The organism is Sphingomonas sanxanigenens DSM 19645 = NX02, from assembly GCF_000512205.2.
Classification (GTDB): domain Bacteria; phylum Pseudomonadota; class Alphaproteobacteria; order Sphingomonadales; family Sphingomonadaceae; genus Sphingomonas_D; species Sphingomonas_D sanxanigenens.
Genome location: NZ_CP006644.1, coordinates 2392839 through 2409278 on the forward strand (window position 1 = coordinate 2392839; position 16440 = coordinate 2409278).

Annotated in this window: 20 protein-coding genes; 10 read left to right on the top strand and 10 right to left on the bottom strand. The window is 67.3% G+C overall.

What is annotated here, in order from left to right; genetic code table 11:
* Positions 1–164: 164 nt before the first annotated feature.
* Complete coding sequence (locus tag NX02_RS10960; protein ID WP_158013992.1) at positions 165–548, top strand: hypothetical protein; 384 nt, start codon at positions 165–167, stop codon at positions 546–548.
* 61 nt (positions 549–609) lie between these two features.
* On the opposite strand, the gene NX02_RS10965 is transcribed toward NX02_RS10960, so the two are convergent.
* The gene (locus NX02_RS10965) at positions 610–1890 is read right to left on the bottom strand and encodes a metal-dependent hydrolase family protein (protein WP_025292242.1); all 1281 of its coding nucleotides are present in this window, start codon (positions 1888–1890) and stop codon (positions 610–612) included.
* 318 nt (positions 1891–2208) lie between these two features.
* Between NX02_RS10965 and NX02_RS10970 the strand changes: the two genes are divergently transcribed.
* The 3 genes from NX02_RS10970 to NX02_RS10980 are packed head-to-tail and all read left to right on the top strand — an operon-like array spanning position 2209 to position 3743.
* Positions 2209–2523, top strand: coding sequence for a hypothetical protein (locus NX02_RS10970; protein ID WP_025292243.1), 315 nt, complete (start codon positions 2209–2211; stop codon positions 2521–2523).
* 31 nt (positions 2524–2554) lie between these two features.
* Positions 2555–3472 carry a pirin family protein gene (locus tag NX02_RS10975; protein ID WP_025292244.1) on the top strand — a complete coding sequence of 306 codons (918 nt, stop codon included), beginning with the start codon at positions 2555–2557 and terminating at the stop codon, positions 3470–3472.
* A gap of 55 nt (positions 3473–3527) precedes the next feature.
* Positions 3528–3743 carry a hypothetical protein gene (locus NX02_RS10980; RefSeq protein WP_025292245.1) on the top strand — a complete coding sequence of 72 codons (216 nt, stop codon included), beginning with the start codon at positions 3528–3530 and terminating at the stop codon, positions 3741–3743.
* A 20-nt stretch (positions 3744–3763) separates the two neighbouring features.
* Here the strand turns inward: NX02_RS10980 and scpC are convergent, their stop codons facing one another.
* From scpC to fabD, 7 genes are all read right to left on the bottom strand, one after another.
* Positions 3764–5275: a succinyl-CoA:acetate CoA-transferase ScpC gene (scpC, locus tag NX02_RS10985; protein WP_025292246.1), complete on the bottom strand. Its 1512-nt coding sequence runs from the start codon at positions 5273–5275 to the stop codon at positions 3764–3766.
* 184 nt (positions 5276–5459) lie between these two features.
* The gene (locus NX02_RS10990; RefSeq protein ID WP_025292247.1) at positions 5460–5999 is read right to left on the bottom strand and encodes a peroxiredoxin; all 540 of its coding nucleotides are present in this window, start codon (positions 5997–5999) and stop codon (positions 5460–5462) included.
* Between the two features lie 15 nt (positions 6000–6014).
* Positions 6015–7043 (bottom strand): endolytic transglycosylase MltG, encoded by a 1029-nt coding sequence (gene mltG / locus NX02_RS10995; RefSeq protein ID WP_025292248.1) that lies wholly within the window; start codon positions 7041–7043, stop codon positions 6015–6017.
* A 23-nt stretch (positions 7044–7066) separates the two neighbouring features.
* Positions 7067–8326 carry a beta-ketoacyl-ACP synthase II gene (fabF, locus tag NX02_RS11000; protein ID WP_025292249.1) on the bottom strand — a complete coding sequence of 420 codons (1260 nt, stop codon included), beginning with the start codon at positions 8324–8326 and terminating at the stop codon, positions 7067–7069.
* A 127-nt stretch (positions 8327–8453) separates the two neighbouring features.
* Entirely contained in the window at positions 8454–8693 is a 240-nt protein-coding gene (locus tag NX02_RS11005) for an acyl carrier protein (protein ID WP_025292250.1), read from the bottom strand.
* 98 nt (positions 8694–8791) lie between these two features.
* On the bottom strand, positions 8792–9535 hold the full coding sequence (gene fabG, locus NX02_RS11010; RefSeq protein ID WP_025292251.1) for a 3-oxoacyl-[acyl-carrier-protein] reductase: 744 nt from the start codon (positions 9533–9535) through the stop codon (positions 8792–8794).
* A gap of 136 nt (positions 9536–9671) precedes the next feature.
* Positions 9672–10610, bottom strand: a complete 939-nt coding sequence (gene fabD / locus NX02_RS11015) for an ACP S-malonyltransferase (protein ID WP_025292252.1) — start codon at positions 10608–10610, stop codon at positions 9672–9674.
* Between the two features lie 212 nt (positions 10611–10822).
* Here fabD and NX02_RS11020 point away from each other — a divergent pair, with 212 nt between their 5' ends.
* The 6 genes from NX02_RS11020 (at position 10823) to NX02_RS11045 (ending at position 15055) form a co-directional block, all read left to right on the top strand.
* Positions 10823–11203, top strand: a complete 381-nt coding sequence (locus NX02_RS11020; RefSeq protein WP_025292253.1) for an RcnB family protein — start codon at positions 10823–10825, stop codon at positions 11201–11203.
* A 171-nt stretch (positions 11204–11374) separates the two neighbouring features.
* On the top strand, positions 11375–11824 hold the full coding sequence (rpsF, locus tag NX02_RS11025) for a 30S ribosomal protein S6 (protein WP_025292254.1): 450 nt from the start codon (positions 11375–11377) through the stop codon (positions 11822–11824).
* A 3-nt stretch (positions 11825–11827) separates the two neighbouring features.
* Positions 11828–12052 (top strand): 30S ribosomal protein S18, encoded by a 225-nt coding sequence (rpsR, locus tag NX02_RS11030; RefSeq protein ID WP_025292255.1) that lies wholly within the window; start codon positions 11828–11830, stop codon positions 12050–12052.
* Between the two features lie 13 nt (positions 12053–12065).
* Positions 12066–12659, top strand: coding sequence for a 50S ribosomal protein L9 (gene rplI, locus NX02_RS11035; RefSeq protein WP_025292256.1), 594 nt, complete (start codon positions 12066–12068; stop codon positions 12657–12659).
* 171 nt (positions 12660–12830) lie between these two features.
* Positions 12831–14873, top strand: coding sequence for a carbon starvation CstA family protein (locus NX02_RS11040; protein WP_025292257.1), 2043 nt, complete (start codon positions 12831–12833; stop codon positions 14871–14873).
* Positions 14870–15055, top strand: a complete 186-nt coding sequence (locus NX02_RS11045) for a YbdD/YjiX family protein (RefSeq protein ID WP_025292258.1) — start codon at positions 14870–14872, stop codon at positions 15053–15055. The genes NX02_RS11040 and NX02_RS11045 overlap by 4 nt, the downstream gene beginning before the upstream one ends.
* A 73-nt stretch (positions 15056–15128) precedes the next feature.
* Here NX02_RS11045 and NX02_RS11050 read toward each other — a convergent pair whose 3' ends face one another.
* Together NX02_RS11050 and folE are read right to left on the bottom strand one after the other, a co-directional pair.
* Positions 15129–15611 (bottom strand): hypothetical protein, encoded by a 483-nt coding sequence (locus tag NX02_RS11050; RefSeq protein WP_025292259.1) that lies wholly within the window; start codon positions 15609–15611, stop codon positions 15129–15131.
* Positions 15605–16216 (bottom strand): GTP cyclohydrolase I FolE, encoded by a 612-nt coding sequence (folE, locus tag NX02_RS11055; protein ID WP_025292260.1) that lies wholly within the window; start codon positions 16214–16216, stop codon positions 15605–15607. Before folE ends, NX02_RS11050 begins: the two co-directional genes overlap by 7 nt.
* Positions 16217–16440: the final 224 nt, after the last annotated feature.

Here is a 16440-nt window from a genome sequence, read left to right on the forward strand (position 1 = left end):
GCAGGCGAACGCATGTCCGGACGCCGAACTGTTCGCAAACGGACAGACGTCCGAATTCGCACAGTCCCAGCGACTATCGCCCGACTGTTTCTGCGAACAGGCGGCGCCGATTGCTAACTCCCGGTGAAAATTCCGACGGCAAGTTCGCGATGCAGCGCTTCTGATTGACCAGTCCTCCGGTTTTCCGGGGCTTTTATAAAGTTGGCACGACGCTTGCTGAGTACCGGGCACAGGCGGACATCGCCGCCTGGGAACCAACTGGTTCGATCAGAAAGGATTTCAAGATGACCCGTCAGCCGATCTTCGCCCGCCTTTCCCGCACCGCCACCCAGGCCGTTCTGGGCGCCGTCGTCGCCTTCGCCGCCTTTCCCGCCATTGCCGGCGCCGCCGCGCCGCAGCAGGCGGTTGCCACTGCCGACAGGCCCGCAGCCGAACAGAAGGTCTGCGTCAAGACCACCCCCACCGGTTCGCGCATCGCCCGGATGGTGTGCATGACCCGCGCCGATTTCATCGCCCGCAGCGGCGTCGATCCCTTCGACGCCAAGTAAGACCAGCGGCTGACGGCGACCAGCGGCGGCACGCGCCGTCGCTGGACCGCCGGACCTCCGGTCAGTCCGCTTCCCGGCGCACGATCGCGCCGTTTTTCACGACCAGGCGGATGCGGCGCACCGCCTTGATGTCGGCCACCGGATCGCCCGCCACCGCGACCAGATCGGCGAGCATCCCCGGCTTTACCGCGCCGATCCTGTCCGCCATGCGCAGCCAGCGCGCATTGCCCGAAGTGGCGGCGATCAGCACTTGCGCCGAGCTCATCCCCGCATCGACCATCTGCTCCATCTCGCGCGCATTGTCGCCGTGCGCGTAGACGCCGACATCGCCGCCCAAGCAGATCGCAACGCCCGCCTTCAGCGCCAGGCGCAGACTCGAAATGCTGTTCTGCACCGCCGACGGTGCGGGCGCGCGGCCGTCCCAGCCGCGATAGCGCGATATCGCATCCGACGCGGCGAGCGTGGGGCAGAAGGCGACGCCCTTCGCCGCCATCGCCGCGAAAATCTCCGGCGTGCCGCCATCGCCATGCTCGATCGTATCGGCGCCGGCGGCGATCGCGCGCGTCATCCCCTCCGCCGTGCCGGCATGGACCGCGACGAGCCGGCCGGCATCATGCGCTGCGCCGACCGCGGCCTCGAGCTCGGCCGCGCTCAACGTCGCGCGGCTCGGCTCGCCGGGGCGCCAGCGATAATCGGCATAAAGCTTGATCCAGTCGGCACCGGCGGCGATCTGGCGGCGCACCGCCGCGACGACGCCGTCGACCCCCGACGCCTCCTCGGCCCCCTGCGGCACGGCGACGCCCGGCTCGAACCCCTTGGGGCCATAGGCGCCGAGGGCGACGATCGCGCGGGTCGAGACGAGCAGGCGCGGACCTTCGACGATGCCTTGGTCGATCGCCGCCTTCAGCCCGACATCGGCATAGCCGGCGCCTTCGGTGCCAAGATCGCGTTCGGTGGTGAAGCCGGCGCGCAAGGTCGTGCGCGCCTGCGCCACCGCCCGCGCGGTACGCAGCGCGATCGCCTCATGGAGCACCTGATCGTCCCAACTGGTCTCGTTATAGGGATGCAGGAACAGATGGCCATGGCCCTCGATCATCCCCGGCATCAGCGTGGCGCCGGCGAGATCGACGGTGGTCGCACCGGCAGGCACGGCGAGATCGGGGCCGACCGCAGCGATCGTGTCGCCGCGCACCAGCACCTGCCAGCCGGGATGCGTCCTGCCGTCGAGGCCGTCGAACACCGCCGCGGGCTTCAGCAGCAGCGCCGCCGGCTGCGCCGCGGGCTGTGCGCGCGCCGCCATCGGAGCCAGCGCTACAGCCGCAACGGTCATCAGCCAGCGCATGGTCTTTCCCCCCGTCCCCAACTGGGCTCGATGCCATCAATAGGGCTCTTCGACACGCGCGCAATCCACCGATCCTGCTGGCGGCCAGTGCGGTGGACCCGAACCGACGTGCCGCATCCCGGTGCACGCGCATTGCCGATGGCGGGCGGGCCGATCCGGCGGGCGTGCCCGCCCCATCCATCCGGATCGGCGGCGACGCCGTCAATCATACCGGGGGATGATCATTTCTATTTTTTAGAAAGTTTCGTCGCCTTTTATCCCACTGAACCGGGGAGCCGTGTGCGCCTAGATGAGATCCATCGAAGGATGGAGGTAGAGATGGCGTCGCGTGTCGCTGAACTGAGCAAGACCGAGTGGATGGCCGTCGCGGTGGCGCTGAACGACGCCAACGCCTTCGGCTGCAGCATCCCGCCTGAAGCCGGCAGCCTGCGCGGCAAGCTGAGCGGCGCCGCGCGGACCCTGTTCGGCATCGAGCCGCGCAAGCAGCTCGCCGATCCGCGGCTGGAGACGCTGCGCCGCTTCGTCTGCACGACGCGCGCGCGCCGCCGTCCGGCCGACGAGTTCATGCCGGCCCTCATCCAGCACGGCTTCAACCCAGCGCAGGTCGACGCGATCGCGCAGCTTTCGGCCTGAGCCGATCCCCGTCTTTCCAAGGAAGCACCCCATGAGCATCCGGTCCAGCGCCGACACTATCGACCACGTTCTTCTCGCGCCGCTGCGCGACCTGGGCGACGGCTTCAACGTCCGCCGCGCCCTGCCCTCCCCGCAGCGCCGGATGGTCGGCCCCTTCATCTTCTTCGACCAGATGGGTCGCGCCACCTTCGGTCGCGGCGAGGGGCTGGACGTTCGCCCGCACCCGCATATCGGCCTTGCGACGATCACCTATCTGCTCGAAGGCGAGATCCTGCACCGCGACAGCGTTGGCAGCGTCCAGACCATCCGCCCCGGCGAGGTCAACCTGATGACCGCGGGCTCGGGCATCGTCCATTCGGAACGCACGGGCCCGGACGTCCGCGCTGCCGGTGGCCCGCTGTTCGGGCTGCAGAGCTGGATCGCGCTGCCGACCCGGCTGGAGGAAATGGATCCCGGCTTCACCCATCACAAGGCGAGCGAGATCCCCGGCATCGATGCGGAGGGCGTGACGCTCAAGCTGATCGCCGGCACCAGCGACGGCCTGCGCTCACCGGTGAAGAGCCATTCGGATATCGTCTATGCCGACATCCAGCTCGCCGACCGCGCCCGCTACCAGCTGCGTGCCGAGCATGTCGAACGCGCGATCTACGTCGTCTCGGGCAAGGTCGAGGTGACCGGGCAGACCGGCGCGTTCGAGGAAGGCCAGCTCGTGCTGTTCAAGCCGGGTGCCGAGATCGTGATCCGCGCCGTCGGCACCGCCCGTGTCATGCTGGTCGGAGGGGAGCCCTTCGCCGAGAGCCGCCACATCTTCTGGAACTTCGTCTCCAGTTCCCCCGAGCGGATCGAGCAGGCCAAGCGCGACTGGCAGCAGCGCCGTTTCGCCGAGGTGCCCGCCGAGACGGATTTCATCCCGCTGCCAGACCCCGTTCCCGCCCGTGCCGCGGCGTGACCCGCATCACTGCGACACCCGCGAATCGCAGCTATCCAGACTGCGGAGGAAAGACATGCAGACCCGATCGACCCGCCTGACCCAGACCCGCAGCACCCTGCACCAGACGCTTGCCGTCGTCGGCGTGCTCGCCATGGTCCTGATCGTCCTGTTCGTGCTCATCAACCAGGCGATCGGCGACACGCTGATTGCCTCCAGCGTGTCGCTCACCATCGTCGCGATGGTTGCGGCGCTGGGCGCTTCCGGCGGCACCGAGAAGCGCCGCCGCTAGGCCGCAACGCCCGCTTCGGCTCAGGGCAACATGCTGCCCGTGTCGATGAAGCGCTGGTGCCAGCTCAGCGCCTCGCGCAAGAGCGAGGGAGATTGCTGGCCATAGGATCCACGCCGCGCCCGCTCATAATAATCGGCCAGCATCGGCCGGTAATCCGGGTGCGCGCACTTCTCGATGATCAGCGTCGCCCGCTGCTTGGGACTGAGGCCGCGCAGGTCGGCCAGCCCCTGTTCGGTCACCAGGACCTGCACGTCCTGTGCGATATGATCGACGTGCGAGGCCTGCGGCACGATCGCCGAGATCGCCCCGCCCTTGGCGGTGGACGGCGTCATGAAGATCGACACATAGGCGTTGCGCGCGAAATCGCGCGATCCGCCGATGCCGTTCTGGATGCGCGATCCCATGACATGCGTGGAATTGACGTTGCCGTAGATATCTGCCTCGATCAGCCCGTTCATCGCGAGGCAGCCGAGGCGGCGGATCAGTTCCGGATGGTTGCTGATCTCCTGCGGGCGCAGGATCATCCGATCCCGATACTGGACCATGTCGGCATTGATCCGCGCGGCCGCTTCCGGGCTCAGCGAGAAGGCAGTGGCGGAGGCGATGCGCAGCTTGCCGGCATCGAGCAGGTCGAGCATGCCGTCCTGGATGACCTCGGTATAGGCGGTCATGTCGGTGAAGGGCCCGTCGACGAGGCCGGTCAGCACCGCATTGGCGATGTTGCCGACACCCGACTGGATCGGCAGCAGCGAGGTGGGCAGCCGGCCCCGCTTCACCTCATGCGCGAAGAAGTCCAGCAGATGGCCGGCGATCGCATGCGCGCTGGCATCGGGGGCGGCGAAGGGCAGGTTTCGGTCGGGCGCTTCGGTTTCGACGATCGCGACGATCCTGGCGGGGTCGCAGTGCAGATAGGGCTCACCGATGCGGTCGTCCGGGCGGACCAGCGGGATCGGCACGCGATCGGGCGGCAGGCGGGTGCCGTAATAGATGTCGTGCATCCCCTCCAGCGCCGGGTTCTGCCAGGCGTTGACCTCGAGGATGATCTGGCTGGCGCGGTCGAGCCAGGTCTTGTTGTTGCCGACCGAGGATGAGGGGATCAGCGATCCATCCGGCCGGATGCCGCTGATCTCGACCAAGGCGGTATCGAGCGGCCCCAGGAAGCCCTGCCACGCCATCGGCGCGACCTGGCTGAGATGCATGTCGAAATAGTCCATCTCGCCGCGGTTGATCTTCTCGCGCGCGATCGGGTCCGAATTATAGGGCAGCCGGAATTCGATGCCGTCGGCCTTGGCGAGCGCGCCGTCGAGTTCGGGACCGGTCGAAGCACCGGTCCACACCCGAATGCGGAACAGCTTGCCGGCGGCATGTTCGGCTTCAATGCGCGCGGCAAGCGCCTGCGGCACCGCCTTGGGATAGCCCGAGCCGGTGAAGCCGCTCATCCCCACCGTGCTGCCCGATCCGATCAACGCCGCCGCGGCATCCGCGGACATGATCTTCGACCGCAAATCGGCGTGGGCTATCCGGCTGCTCATGGACTCGGTCCTCCGACCCGTTGCTGATGCAAGCGGGCAGTAGAACCGTGCGCGACCGAGGGAAACCCCGGGCGAGGGCATCGCGACCGAGCCATGGCCGACGGCCGCGATGCGCCGATCGTTCGAAGAAAGACGTCGGTCGCCGCCAGCGGATCGGCGGCGGCGGACGTGCCGCCGACGCGCGTCAGGCGGGCTGGTTCTTGGCCAGCCAGTCGAGCACCGTATCGGGGCTCGATACGCCATAGGGGTCATCGTCCTGGCCGGCGTCGTTGATACCCGGCTCCTCGAACCAGGCGACGATCCTGCCGTCGTCGACAACCATCGCATAGCGCCACGAGCGATCGCCGAAGCCGAGATGGTCCTTGCGGATCAGCATGCCCATCCGGCGGGTGAAATCGCCCGAGCCGTCGGGCAGCAGCTTGAGGTTCCTAATGCCCAGCATCTTGCCCCACTGGAACATCACGAACGCATCGTTGACCGCCAGGCAATAGACCTCGTCCGCGCCCGCCGCCTTGAGATCGTCATAGACGCGCTCATAGGCCGGGCATTGCTCGGTGGTGCAGGTGGGGGTGAAGGCACCGGGCAGCGCGAACACCACGGTGCGCTTGCCGGCGAAGAGATCGCCGGTCTGCACATCCTGCCAGCGGAAAGGATTGGGGCCCCCGACGCTCTCATCGCGTACGCGGGTCTTGAGGGTTACGTCTGGAACCGTACGGCCGATCATGTAAGCCTCCTTAGATCACATCTCACCACGTTCGCGCCGCAGCGCATACCATTTGCGGACATTGGCATTATGCTGGTCGAGCGTCTCGGCGAAGGCATGGCCGCCCGACCCATCCGCGACGAAATAGAGCGCATTGGTGCGCGCCGGATCAAGCACCGCGGCGATCGAGGCGCGGCCCGGATTGGCGATCGGCCCCGCCGGCAGCCCCGGAATCCTGTAGGTGTTGTAGCCGTTGTCGGCCTGAAGCTCCGAACGCAGGATGCGCCGGCCCAGCCGCCGCCCCTTGGTGACCGGATAGATCACGGTCGGGTCGGCCTGCAGCGGCATGTTGCGCTTGATCCGGTTGGAATAGACCGCCGCCACCGTGCGCCGTTCGGCGGCAACCGACGTTTCCTTCTCGACGATCGAGGCGAGGATGATCGCCTCGCGCGGCGTCTTCACGGCGATGCCCGGCTTGCGCGTCTTCCACAGGTCGTCGAGCGCGCGCGTCATCGCCGCCTGCATCCGCCTGAGCACCGCCGCGCGCGTCTCGCCGCGTTCGAAGCTGTAGCTGTCGGGCAGCACCGATCCTTCGGCGGGCACCGCGACCGTGCCGGTCAGCAACGGTTCGGCCATCAGCCGTTCCTGCACGAGCACCGCCGGCATCCCCTCGGGGATCGAGACCAGCCGGAGGATCGGGATGCCAGACTGCATCGTGCGAAGATGCGCCGCCCAGTTGTCGGTGGGATAGAAGCCATATTCGCCCGCCTTGATCGGCCCGTCCGATCCGAGGAAGCGCGCGAGCGTGAGGAAGCGATCGGCCGAGCCGATGACCTTGGCCTTTTCCAGCTTCGCGGCCGCAGTCGCGAGTGAATCCCCGCTCGACACGGTGACCTCGACGGGCTTGGCCCCGGCCGGGCGCGGCGATCCCTTGAACCAGGGGCTGACATAGGCCGCACCCGCTGCACCAACGGCAACGACAAGCAGGAGGAGGAGGAGCCAGCGCTTGGCCGCCGCCCCCCGCTTCTTCTTGCCGCGTCGCGCCGGGCGTTTGCTGCTGGCCATCGGCCGGTTCCCCGATCAGCCGATCAGACCGCCCTCATGACCAGCGAGGCGTTGGTGCCGCCGAAGCCGAAGCTGTTGTTCAGCACCGCCTTCACGTGCCGCTGCTTGGCGACGTGGGGCACCAGATCGACGCCTGCGCAATTGTCGCTGGGATTGTCGAGGTTGAGCGTCGGCGGGACGATCTGGTCGCGCAGCGCGAGGATGCAGAAGATGCTCTCCACCGCGCCGGCGCCGCCCAGCAGGTGGCCGATCGCCGACTTGGTCGAGCTCATCGAAAGGGTGCCCATCGCATCGCCGAACAGGCGGCGCACCGCGCCCAGCTCGAGCTCGTCGCCCAGCGGCGTCGAGGTGCCGTGCGCGTTGATATAGTCGATGTCGCCGAGCGCGAGGCCCGACTTCTTCATCGCCATTTCCATCGCGCGGAACGCGCCCGAACCTTCCGGGTGCGGCGCGGTGACGTGATAGGCGTCGCCCGACAGGCCATAGCCGATCACCTCGGCATAGATCTTGGCGCCGCGCGCCTTGGCGTGCTCATATTCCTCGAGGCAGACGACGCCCGCGCCCTCGCCCATCACGAAGCCGTCCCGGTCCTTGTCGTAGGGCCGGCTCGCCTTTTCGGGCTGATCGTTGAACTGGGTCGACAGCGCGCGCGCCTGCGCGAAGCCGGCAATGCCGATCGGGCAGATCGCGCCTTCGGCACCGCCCGCAAGCATCACGTCGGCATCGCCCAGCGCGATCATCCGCGCCGCATCGCCGATCGCGTGCGCGCCGGTCGAGCAAGCCGTGACCACCGCATGGTTCGGGCCCATCAGGCCATATTTGATGCTCACCTGGCCCGAGATCAGGTTGATCAGGCGGCCATGGACGAAGTGCGGCGAGACGCGGCGCGGGCCCTTGTTGGCGAGCACCAGCGATTCGCTCTCGATGCCCGGGAGACCGCCGATGCCCGACCCGATCGAGCAGCCGATGCGGAAGCGCTCTTCCTCGGACGCATCGGTCAGGCCGGCATCCTCGAGCGCCTGGCCGGCGGCATCGATTCCATAGATGATGAACGGATCGACCTGGCGCTGGACCTTATGGTCGACGCGCTTGTTCGCATCGAACCCATAGGCATGGTCCGCGGGCTTCACCTCGCAGGCGACCCGGCAGGCATAATCAGTCGCGTCGAAACGGGTGATGGTACCAGCGCCGGACTTCGCTGCGATGATGTTGGCCCAGGCGGTTTCGACATCGGCGCCCAGCGGCGTGACGAGCCCAAGTCCGGTTACGACGACACGGCGCATCCCAACTCTCCAAATACTTCAACAAAAACAAACGGCTCCCCGGCCCCTTTCATCCGGGTCGGGAAGCCGTCCTGAATGGCTACGAAGCCAGGCCGGCGCGCCGATCCCGGCGTGCCTGCCCGAGACATCAGCCCTTGGCGTGCGTCTCGATATAGCTGATCGCGTCCTTCACGGTCGTGATCTTTTCCGCGGCGTCGTCGGGAATCTCAACGCCGAAATCTTCCTCGAACGCCATCACCAGTTCGACGATGTCGAGGCTGTCGGCACCAAGATCGTCGATGAAGCTGGCATCTTCGGTCACCTTCTCGGCTTCAACGCCAAGATGCTCGACGACGATCTTCTTCACCCTCTCGGCGGTGTCGCTCATAAACGGTCCTTCTCTTCAGAATTTGAGGATGCACTAATCGGCAGCCATAACGCTGGCAAGCCCTGCCGGTTCACCCGGCGTTAACCGTAACGGGAACGTCACGAAATCATTGCCATGCCGCCGTTGACGTGGATCGTCTGACCGGTGACGTAACCGGCCTCACGGCTTGCGAGATAGGCGACCGCGGCGGCCACGTCACCCCCCTCGCCCAACCGACCGGCGGGAATCCGGCCGGTGATCGCCTCTTTCTGCACGTCGGGCAGCGCGTCCGTCATCGCCGACTTGATGAAACCCGGCGCCACGCAGTTCACGGTAATGTTGCGCGTCGCCAGCTCCTGCGCCAGCGCCTTGGTCATCGCGGTGAGCCCGCCTTTGGAGGCGGCATAGTTCGCCTGCCCCGGATTGCCGGTGGCGCCGACCACCGAGGTGATCGAGACGACGCGGCCGAAGCGCGCCTTCATCATCGGCTTGGTCGCGGCGCGGATCAGGCGGAACGCCGCCTCTAGATTGACGCGGATCACCGCATCCCAATCCTCATCCTTCATCCGCATCACCAGATTGTCGCGGGTGACGCCGGCATTGTTGACGAGGATGTCGAGCGTGCCGCCCAGCGCCGCGACGGCGGAGGGCACCAGCGCATCGACCGCGGCGGAGTCGCCGAGATCGCACGGCAGGATCACCGGGTCATGGCCGAGCCCCGCCGCGACCGCCTCCAGCTTCTCCGCGCGCGTGCCGGAGAGCGCCACGCGCGCGCCCTGCGCCGCGAGCGTTTCGGCGATCGCCGAACCGATACCGCCCGACGCACCGGTCACCAGCGCGGTCATGCCTGAGAGATCGAACATGCCTGTCTTTCCTGTCTGAAGTCGTTGAGGCATCGCGCGGGCGGAAGAATGTCGCCCGCCAATGCCTATCCAAAGTCCGCGCCGTCGTGCCAGCCCCTTCGTTGCTTTCGCGGGGCCGGACGATCGGTTGGCGGGCTCAGAGGCTCTTCGCCAGCGCCTCGATATCGGCCATCGCGACGATGCTTGCGGCCTCGGCCTCGGCCGGCGCGCTGCGCTTGACCATCGGCGCCAGCACCTTGCCCCCGAACTCGACGAAGCCGGTGACGCCGGCCTCCGCCATCGCGATCACCGATTCGCGCCAGCGCACCCGGCCGGTGACCTGACTGACGAGCAGGTCGCGGATGGTGGCGGGATCGGCGACGGCGGCGGCGGTGACGTTGGCGAACAGCGGCACCAGCGGGGACACCAGCGCCGCCGTGCCCAGCGCCTCGGCCATCGCATCGGCCGCGGGCTGCATCAACGGGCAGTGGAAGGGGGCGGACACCGGCAGCAGCACGCCGCGCTTGATGCCATGATCCTTCACCATCGCCACCGCGCGATCGATCGCGCCCTTGTGGCCGGAGATCACGACCTGCGTCGGATCATTGTCGTTGGCGACGGTGCAGACCTCCCCCGCCGCCGCGGCGTCGGCGAGCGCCTGCGCCTTTTCGATATCGGCGCCGAGCAACGCCGCCATCGCGCCGATGCCCACCGGCACCGCCGCCTGCATCGCCTGCCCGCGCAGCTTGAGCAGCCGCGCGGTGGTCGCGAGATCGAGCGCCTGCGCGGCGCACAGCGCGCTATATTCGCCGAGCGAATGGCCGGCGACGAACGCCGCCTTGTCGGCGAGGCTGATGCCGCCTTCCTTTTCGAGCACGCGCAACGTGGCGATCGCGTTTGCCATGATCGCGGGCTGGGCATTCTCGGTCAGCACCAACTGATCCTCGGGCCCCTCGCTCATCAGGCGGAACAGGTTCTGGCCGAGCGCGTCGTCGACCTCCTGGAACACCTCGCGCGCGGCGGTGCTCGCATCGGCCAACGCCTTGCCCATGCCCACCGCCTGGCTGCCCTGGCCGGGAAAGATGAATGCACGCATGTCGGGGACCTCGCTGAGAAAACGAGCGGGCGCACTAGAAAGCCGCACCGCGCATGGCAAGCCCAAGCGTAGCGAAGCAGGCCACTCGATGACAGCCGCAAGACAATTTGCGACCATTTCGCCGCGGCGCCGACAAAGATGCGCGACAGCCGATCCTCATAAAGCTCCTGTCAGCGCCGCAAGGGCGCTTCGGAAACACAGGAGACGCAGTCATGAAGAAGTTCATCCTCGCCGCCGTCGCCGCCTCGCTGGTCGCGACCCCCGCCCTGGCCGCCCCGGGCCGCGACTATGGCCGCCCCGACCGGGTGGCGGTGAAGACGGTCAAGCACGAGTCCGTCCGGCGCGGGCCGCAGCGCACCGTCGTCAGGAAGACGGTGGTCAGGCGCTCCCCCAACACGTACCGCTCCTGGTCGAAGGGGCAGCGGTTCGACAATCGCTATGCCCGCAACTATCGGGTGGTGAGCCAGCCGCGGAACTATCGGCTCTACGATGCGCCGCGCGGCTATCATTGGGTGCAGTCCGGCAATGATGCAGTGCTGGTGGGAATCGCCAGCGGCATCATCGGCGCAGTGATCGCGGGCGCGCTGAATTAAGGTTCGCCCCGCCCAGTCCGGGCTTGCCTTTTCCGGCACTTTGCGCCAAGGGCCCCTCAGCCGAGGCGGAGAGCATCGCTTTCCGCCCGGCTTTCTATTTTGGAACGACAGCCGGAGGGGCGTCCGCATGGGGCGGCGTCAGCGATCGGCCAACGTGAAGGACAAGCGCGCATGGCTCTGTACGAGCATGTGTTCCTCGCGCGTCAGGATCTGGCTCAGACCCAGGTCGACGCGCTGGCGGAAACCGCCACCAAGATCATCGAGGACAATCAGGGCAAGGTCGTGAAGACCGAGACCTGGGGCCTCCGCAGCCTCGCCTACCGCATCGCGAAGAATCGCAAGGCGCATTATGTCATGCTCGAGTTCGAGGCGCCGAGTGGCGTCGTCGCCGAGCTGGAGCGCCAGACGTCGATCAACGAAGACGTCATCCGCTACATGACCGTCAAGGTGGATGCCCACGAGCAGGGTCCGTCGGCGATGATGCGCCGTGGCGAGCGTGATGGCCGCCGTGGCGATCGCGAAGGCCGCGATGGCCGTGACGGTGGCCGCCGCGACGATCGCCCGCGTGGCGACGATCGTCCCCGCGAGGACCGTCCGCGCCGCGAAGAGCAGGGAGAATAATCGATGGCCCGCCCGTTTTTCCGTCGCCGCAAGAGCTGCCCCTTCTCCGCGAAGGACGCGCCCCGGATCGACTATAAGGACGTTCGTCTGCTGCAGGGCTTCGTGTCCGAGCGCGGCAAGATCGTGCCCAGCCGCATCACTGCGGTTTCCGCCAAGAAGCAGCGCGAACTCGCCCAGGCGATCAAGCGCGCCCGTCACATCGGGCTGCTTCCCTACATCGTGAAGTAAGGAGGGCACGCACATGGATGTGATCCTGCTCGAACGCGTCGAGAAGCTCGGCGCCATCGGCGACGTGGTTTCGGTGAAGCCCGGCTTCGCCCGCAACTATCTCCTGCCCCGCAAGAAGGCGCTCCGCGCCAACGAAGCGAACAAGAAGGTCTTCGAGGCTAACCGCGCGACGATCGAGGCGGACAACGCCAAGCGCCGCGAAGTGGCCCAGGCCGACTCGAAGGGCATCGACGGCAAGACCGTGACCCTGATCCGTCAGGCGTCGAACACCGGCCAGCTTTATGGTTCGGTTTCGGTGCGTGACATCGTCGAGGCTCTCGAAGCCGACGGCGCCAAGGTCAACAAGGGCCAGATCGTGCTCGACCGCCCGATCAAGGCGATCGGCGTGAACGAGGTGAAGGTCGTCCTTCACCCGGAAGTGTCGGTGACGATCAAGATCAACGTCGCGCGCAGCCCCGAGGAAGCCGAGCTTCAGGAACAGGGCGTGGACGTGATGGCGGCGATGTTCGAAAAGGACGTCGCGGGCTTCACCGAGGATTACGATCCGAACGCCGAGCCGGGCGAAATCGCCCCCGAGACGGCGGACTCGGAAGAAGCGCAGGGCTGACCAGAGCCTCCTGCCAGACCAGCGAAAGGGCCGTCCGGAGCGATCCGGGCGGCCTTTTTGCTTTTGGAAGGCCATATGTTCCCTCCCCTTCACCTTCGCCGACAACCTCTCTAGACCGCTCGCAGGGCGCGCCCACAGCGTCCGCGCAATCCGTCGAGAGAGGTGCCCCGCTTGTTCGCCCGTCATCTGCCCTGGATCCTGCTCGCCCTCGTCGGCGCCTTCGCGCTCGCCACGCTCGCCGTCTCGCGCGGTGAGACGGTCAACGCGTTGTGGATCGTGGTCGCCGCGACCTCCATCTTCCTCGTCGCCTATCGCTATTACGCACTCTACATCGCGCGCCATGTGATGCGGCTCGATCCGGCACGGCCGACGCCCGCCGTCCGCCTCGCCGACGGGCTGGATTATGTAGCAACCGACCGGCGCGTGCTGTTCGGCCATCATTTCGCCGCCATCGCCGGCGCCGGGCCGCTGGTGGGGCCGGTGCTTGCGGCGCAGATGGGCTACCTGCCCGGCACCTTGTGGATCATCGCCGGCGTCGTGCTGGCGGGCGCGGTGCAGGATTTCATGGTGCTGTTCATCTCGATGCGGCGCGACGGGCGCTCGCTGGGCGAACTGGTCCGCATGGAGATGGGCTCGGTCGCGGGCACGATCGCGCTGTTCGGTGCCTTCATGATCATGGTGATCATCCTCGCGGTGCTCGCGCTGATCGTCGTGCGCGCATTGGCGGAAAGCCCGTGGGGCATGTTCACCGTTGCGGCGACGGTGCCGCTGGCGCTGTTCATGGGCGTCTATACGCGCTGGATCCGCCCGGGGCGGATCGGCGAGGTTTCGCTGCTCGGTTTCGTCGGGCTGATCGGGGCGATCCTGTTCGGCCAGCAGATCGCCGAATCCGCCTTCTGGGGGCCGGCCTTCACGTTCACGCCGGTACAGCTTTGCTGGATCCTGATCGGCTATGGCGCGGTCGCCTCCGTGCTGCCGGTGTGGCTGCTGCTGGCACCGCGCGACTATCTGTCCACCTTCCTCAAGATCGGCGCGATCGCCGCGCTGGCGATCGGCATCGTCATCATGGCGCCGCCGCTGAAGATGCCGGCGCTGACCCAGTTCGTCGGCGGTGGCGGGCCGGTCTGGTCGGGCGCGCTGTTTCCCTTCCTGTTCATCACCATCGCGTGCGGCGCAGTCTCCGGTTTCCATGCGCTGATCGCCAGCGGCACCACGCCAAAGCTGATCGCTACCGAAACCGACGCGCCCTTGATCGGCTATGGGGCGATGCTGATGGAGGCCTTCGTCGCGATCATGGCGCTGGTCGGCGCCTCGATCCTCGATCCGGGCATTTATTTCGCGATGAACAGCCCGGCCGCCCTGCTCGGCAGCGATCCCGCCTCCGCCGCGGCCGCGGTGACGGCGATGGGCTTCCCGATCGACGCCGCCACGCTCACCCAGACCGCGCGCGACGTCGGCGAGGCGACGATCGTCTCCCGCACCGGCGGCGCACCGACGCTGGCGGTGGCGATGGCGGAGATCTTCAGCCATGTCGTCGGTGGCGCGACGATGAAGGCGTTCTGGTATCATTTCGCCATCCTGTTCGAAGCGCTGTTCATCCTGACCGCGGTCGATGCCGGCACGCGTGCGGGCCGTTTCATGCTGCAGGACCTGATCGGCCTCGCCGTGCCAGGCTTCCGGCAAAGCGGCGCGCTACTCCCCGGGTTCATCGCGACGGCGCTGTGCGTGAGCGCCTGGGGCTTCTTCCTCTATCAGGGCGTCACCGACCCGCTGGGCGGGGTCAACACGCTGTGGCCGGTGTTCGGCATCTCCAACCAGATGCTCGCCGCGATCGCGCTGATGCTGGCGACCGCTGTGCTGTTCCGGATGAAGCAGCACCGCTTCGCCTGGGTGACGGTGGTGCCGACCGCCTGGCTGCTGATCTGCACGACCGCCGCCGGCGCGCTCAAACTGTTCTCGGCCGATCCGAAGGTCGGCTTCCTGGCGCATGCGGACGTCTTCGCCACCGCCTATGGCGAGGGCCGGCTGCTCGCGCCGGCCAAGTCGATCGCCGAGATGCAGCGCATCATCTTCAACGACCGCATCGATGCCGCGCTGTGCGCGCTGTTCCTGGCGGTGGTGCTCGCGATCCTGTTCTTCACCATCCGCACCTGCGTGCAGGCGCTCGCCGCGCCGCAGCCGACGGTTGCCGAACTGCCGGCGACCGCGGCGTGAGCGGCTGGATCGCCCTGATCGGTGAGACCGCGCGGCTGATGGTCGGCCTGCCGAGCTATGAGGCGTATTGCCGGCACATGGCGGAGCACCATCCCGAAAAGGCTGCGATGACCCGGACGGAATTTTTCAGGGATCGGCAGCAGGCGCGATATGGCGGTCGCGGCGGCGGTCGGTGCTGCTGACCGGACTGCCAGCCACACCGCCCCCCACCTCTCCAGGAAAATAACGTTAAAGCAGTCGCTTAACCGACAAACCTTACCTGCATTGCCAGATTCCGGCATGGCGCGCGTTGCGGCCGGCGCGGTCGATGATCGCTGCCGCGGTCCACACGGTACCGCCGCCGACGGCGGCCCGCGCCGAAGCGCTATCGGGCTCGACGACGATGGTCACGTCGCCGGCGGTGAAATAGCCGCCCAGCCGCAGTTCGGGGCCCTCGTACAGCATCGGCGTGGCGATGCCGCCCGGCCGTGCGAAGGCGAGCCGTTCGGCGCCGGCGATCAGCACCGGGCCTCGCTCGGTGGCGAAACGGCACAGTTCGCCCGCGGGCATGGTGCCGCGGCGGTCCTCGTCGGTCACCGGATCCAGCGCCGGCGGCGGCGTGGTGGCGGCGCGGATGGGCAGCTCGTCCCCCTCCAGCGGCAGCCCGGTGCCCTTCACCATCGGCGGCGAGCGCGTAATCTCCCCGCCCTGCCCCATCAGCGCGAGCGCGGCGGCGGCGATGGCAAGACGTTTCAGCATCCCATCAACGCCAATACTTCCTTGCGGCTGCGATCATCGTCGCGAAACACGCCCATCATCCGGCTGGTCGTCATCGCCACGCCGGGCGTGCGGACGCCACGCGCGGACATGCAAGCGTGGCTCGCCTCGATTACCACTGCAACGCCGATCGGATCGAGATGACGCCAGATACAGTCTGCCACCTCGGCGGTCAGCCGTTCCTGCACCTGCAGCCGCCGCGCATAACCCTGCAGCACGCGCGCGAGCTTGGAGATGCCGACCACCCGGTCCCGCGGCAGATAGGCGATGTGCGCACGCCCGATGATCGGCGCCATGTGATGCTCGCAGTGCGACTGGAACGGGATATCCTTCAGCAGCACGATCTCGTCATAGCCGCCGACCTCCTCGAAGGTCCGGCTGAGGTGCACCGACGGATCCTCGAGATAGCCCTGGCAATATTCCCGCCATGCGCGCGCCACGCGCCGCGGCGTATCGACCAGCCCCTCTCGCGTGGGATCGTCGCCGGCCCAGCGGATCAGCGTGCGGATCGCCTCCTCGACATCGTTCGGCACCACGATCTTGCCATCGTCGCCGATCGCAATGTCGCCGCTGTCATCCTCCATCATCGCGTCCTTCTTTGCATTACCCGTTGGCGCCTAGTCCAGAAATCGCGCGCTCGCAAAGTTCGGGTCCTTCCGGGGCGCATCCGATGTAGGTCAGGCGACCATCCAACGATCCGAAGAGCTTCGCGGTCCCAGGTTACGAACGCGCGCCGCGCCTGCGTTTCTCGCGAAACAGCGATATGATGCTTCACGCAAAACGGCCATTGACCTGCGTTACAATCGGGTTT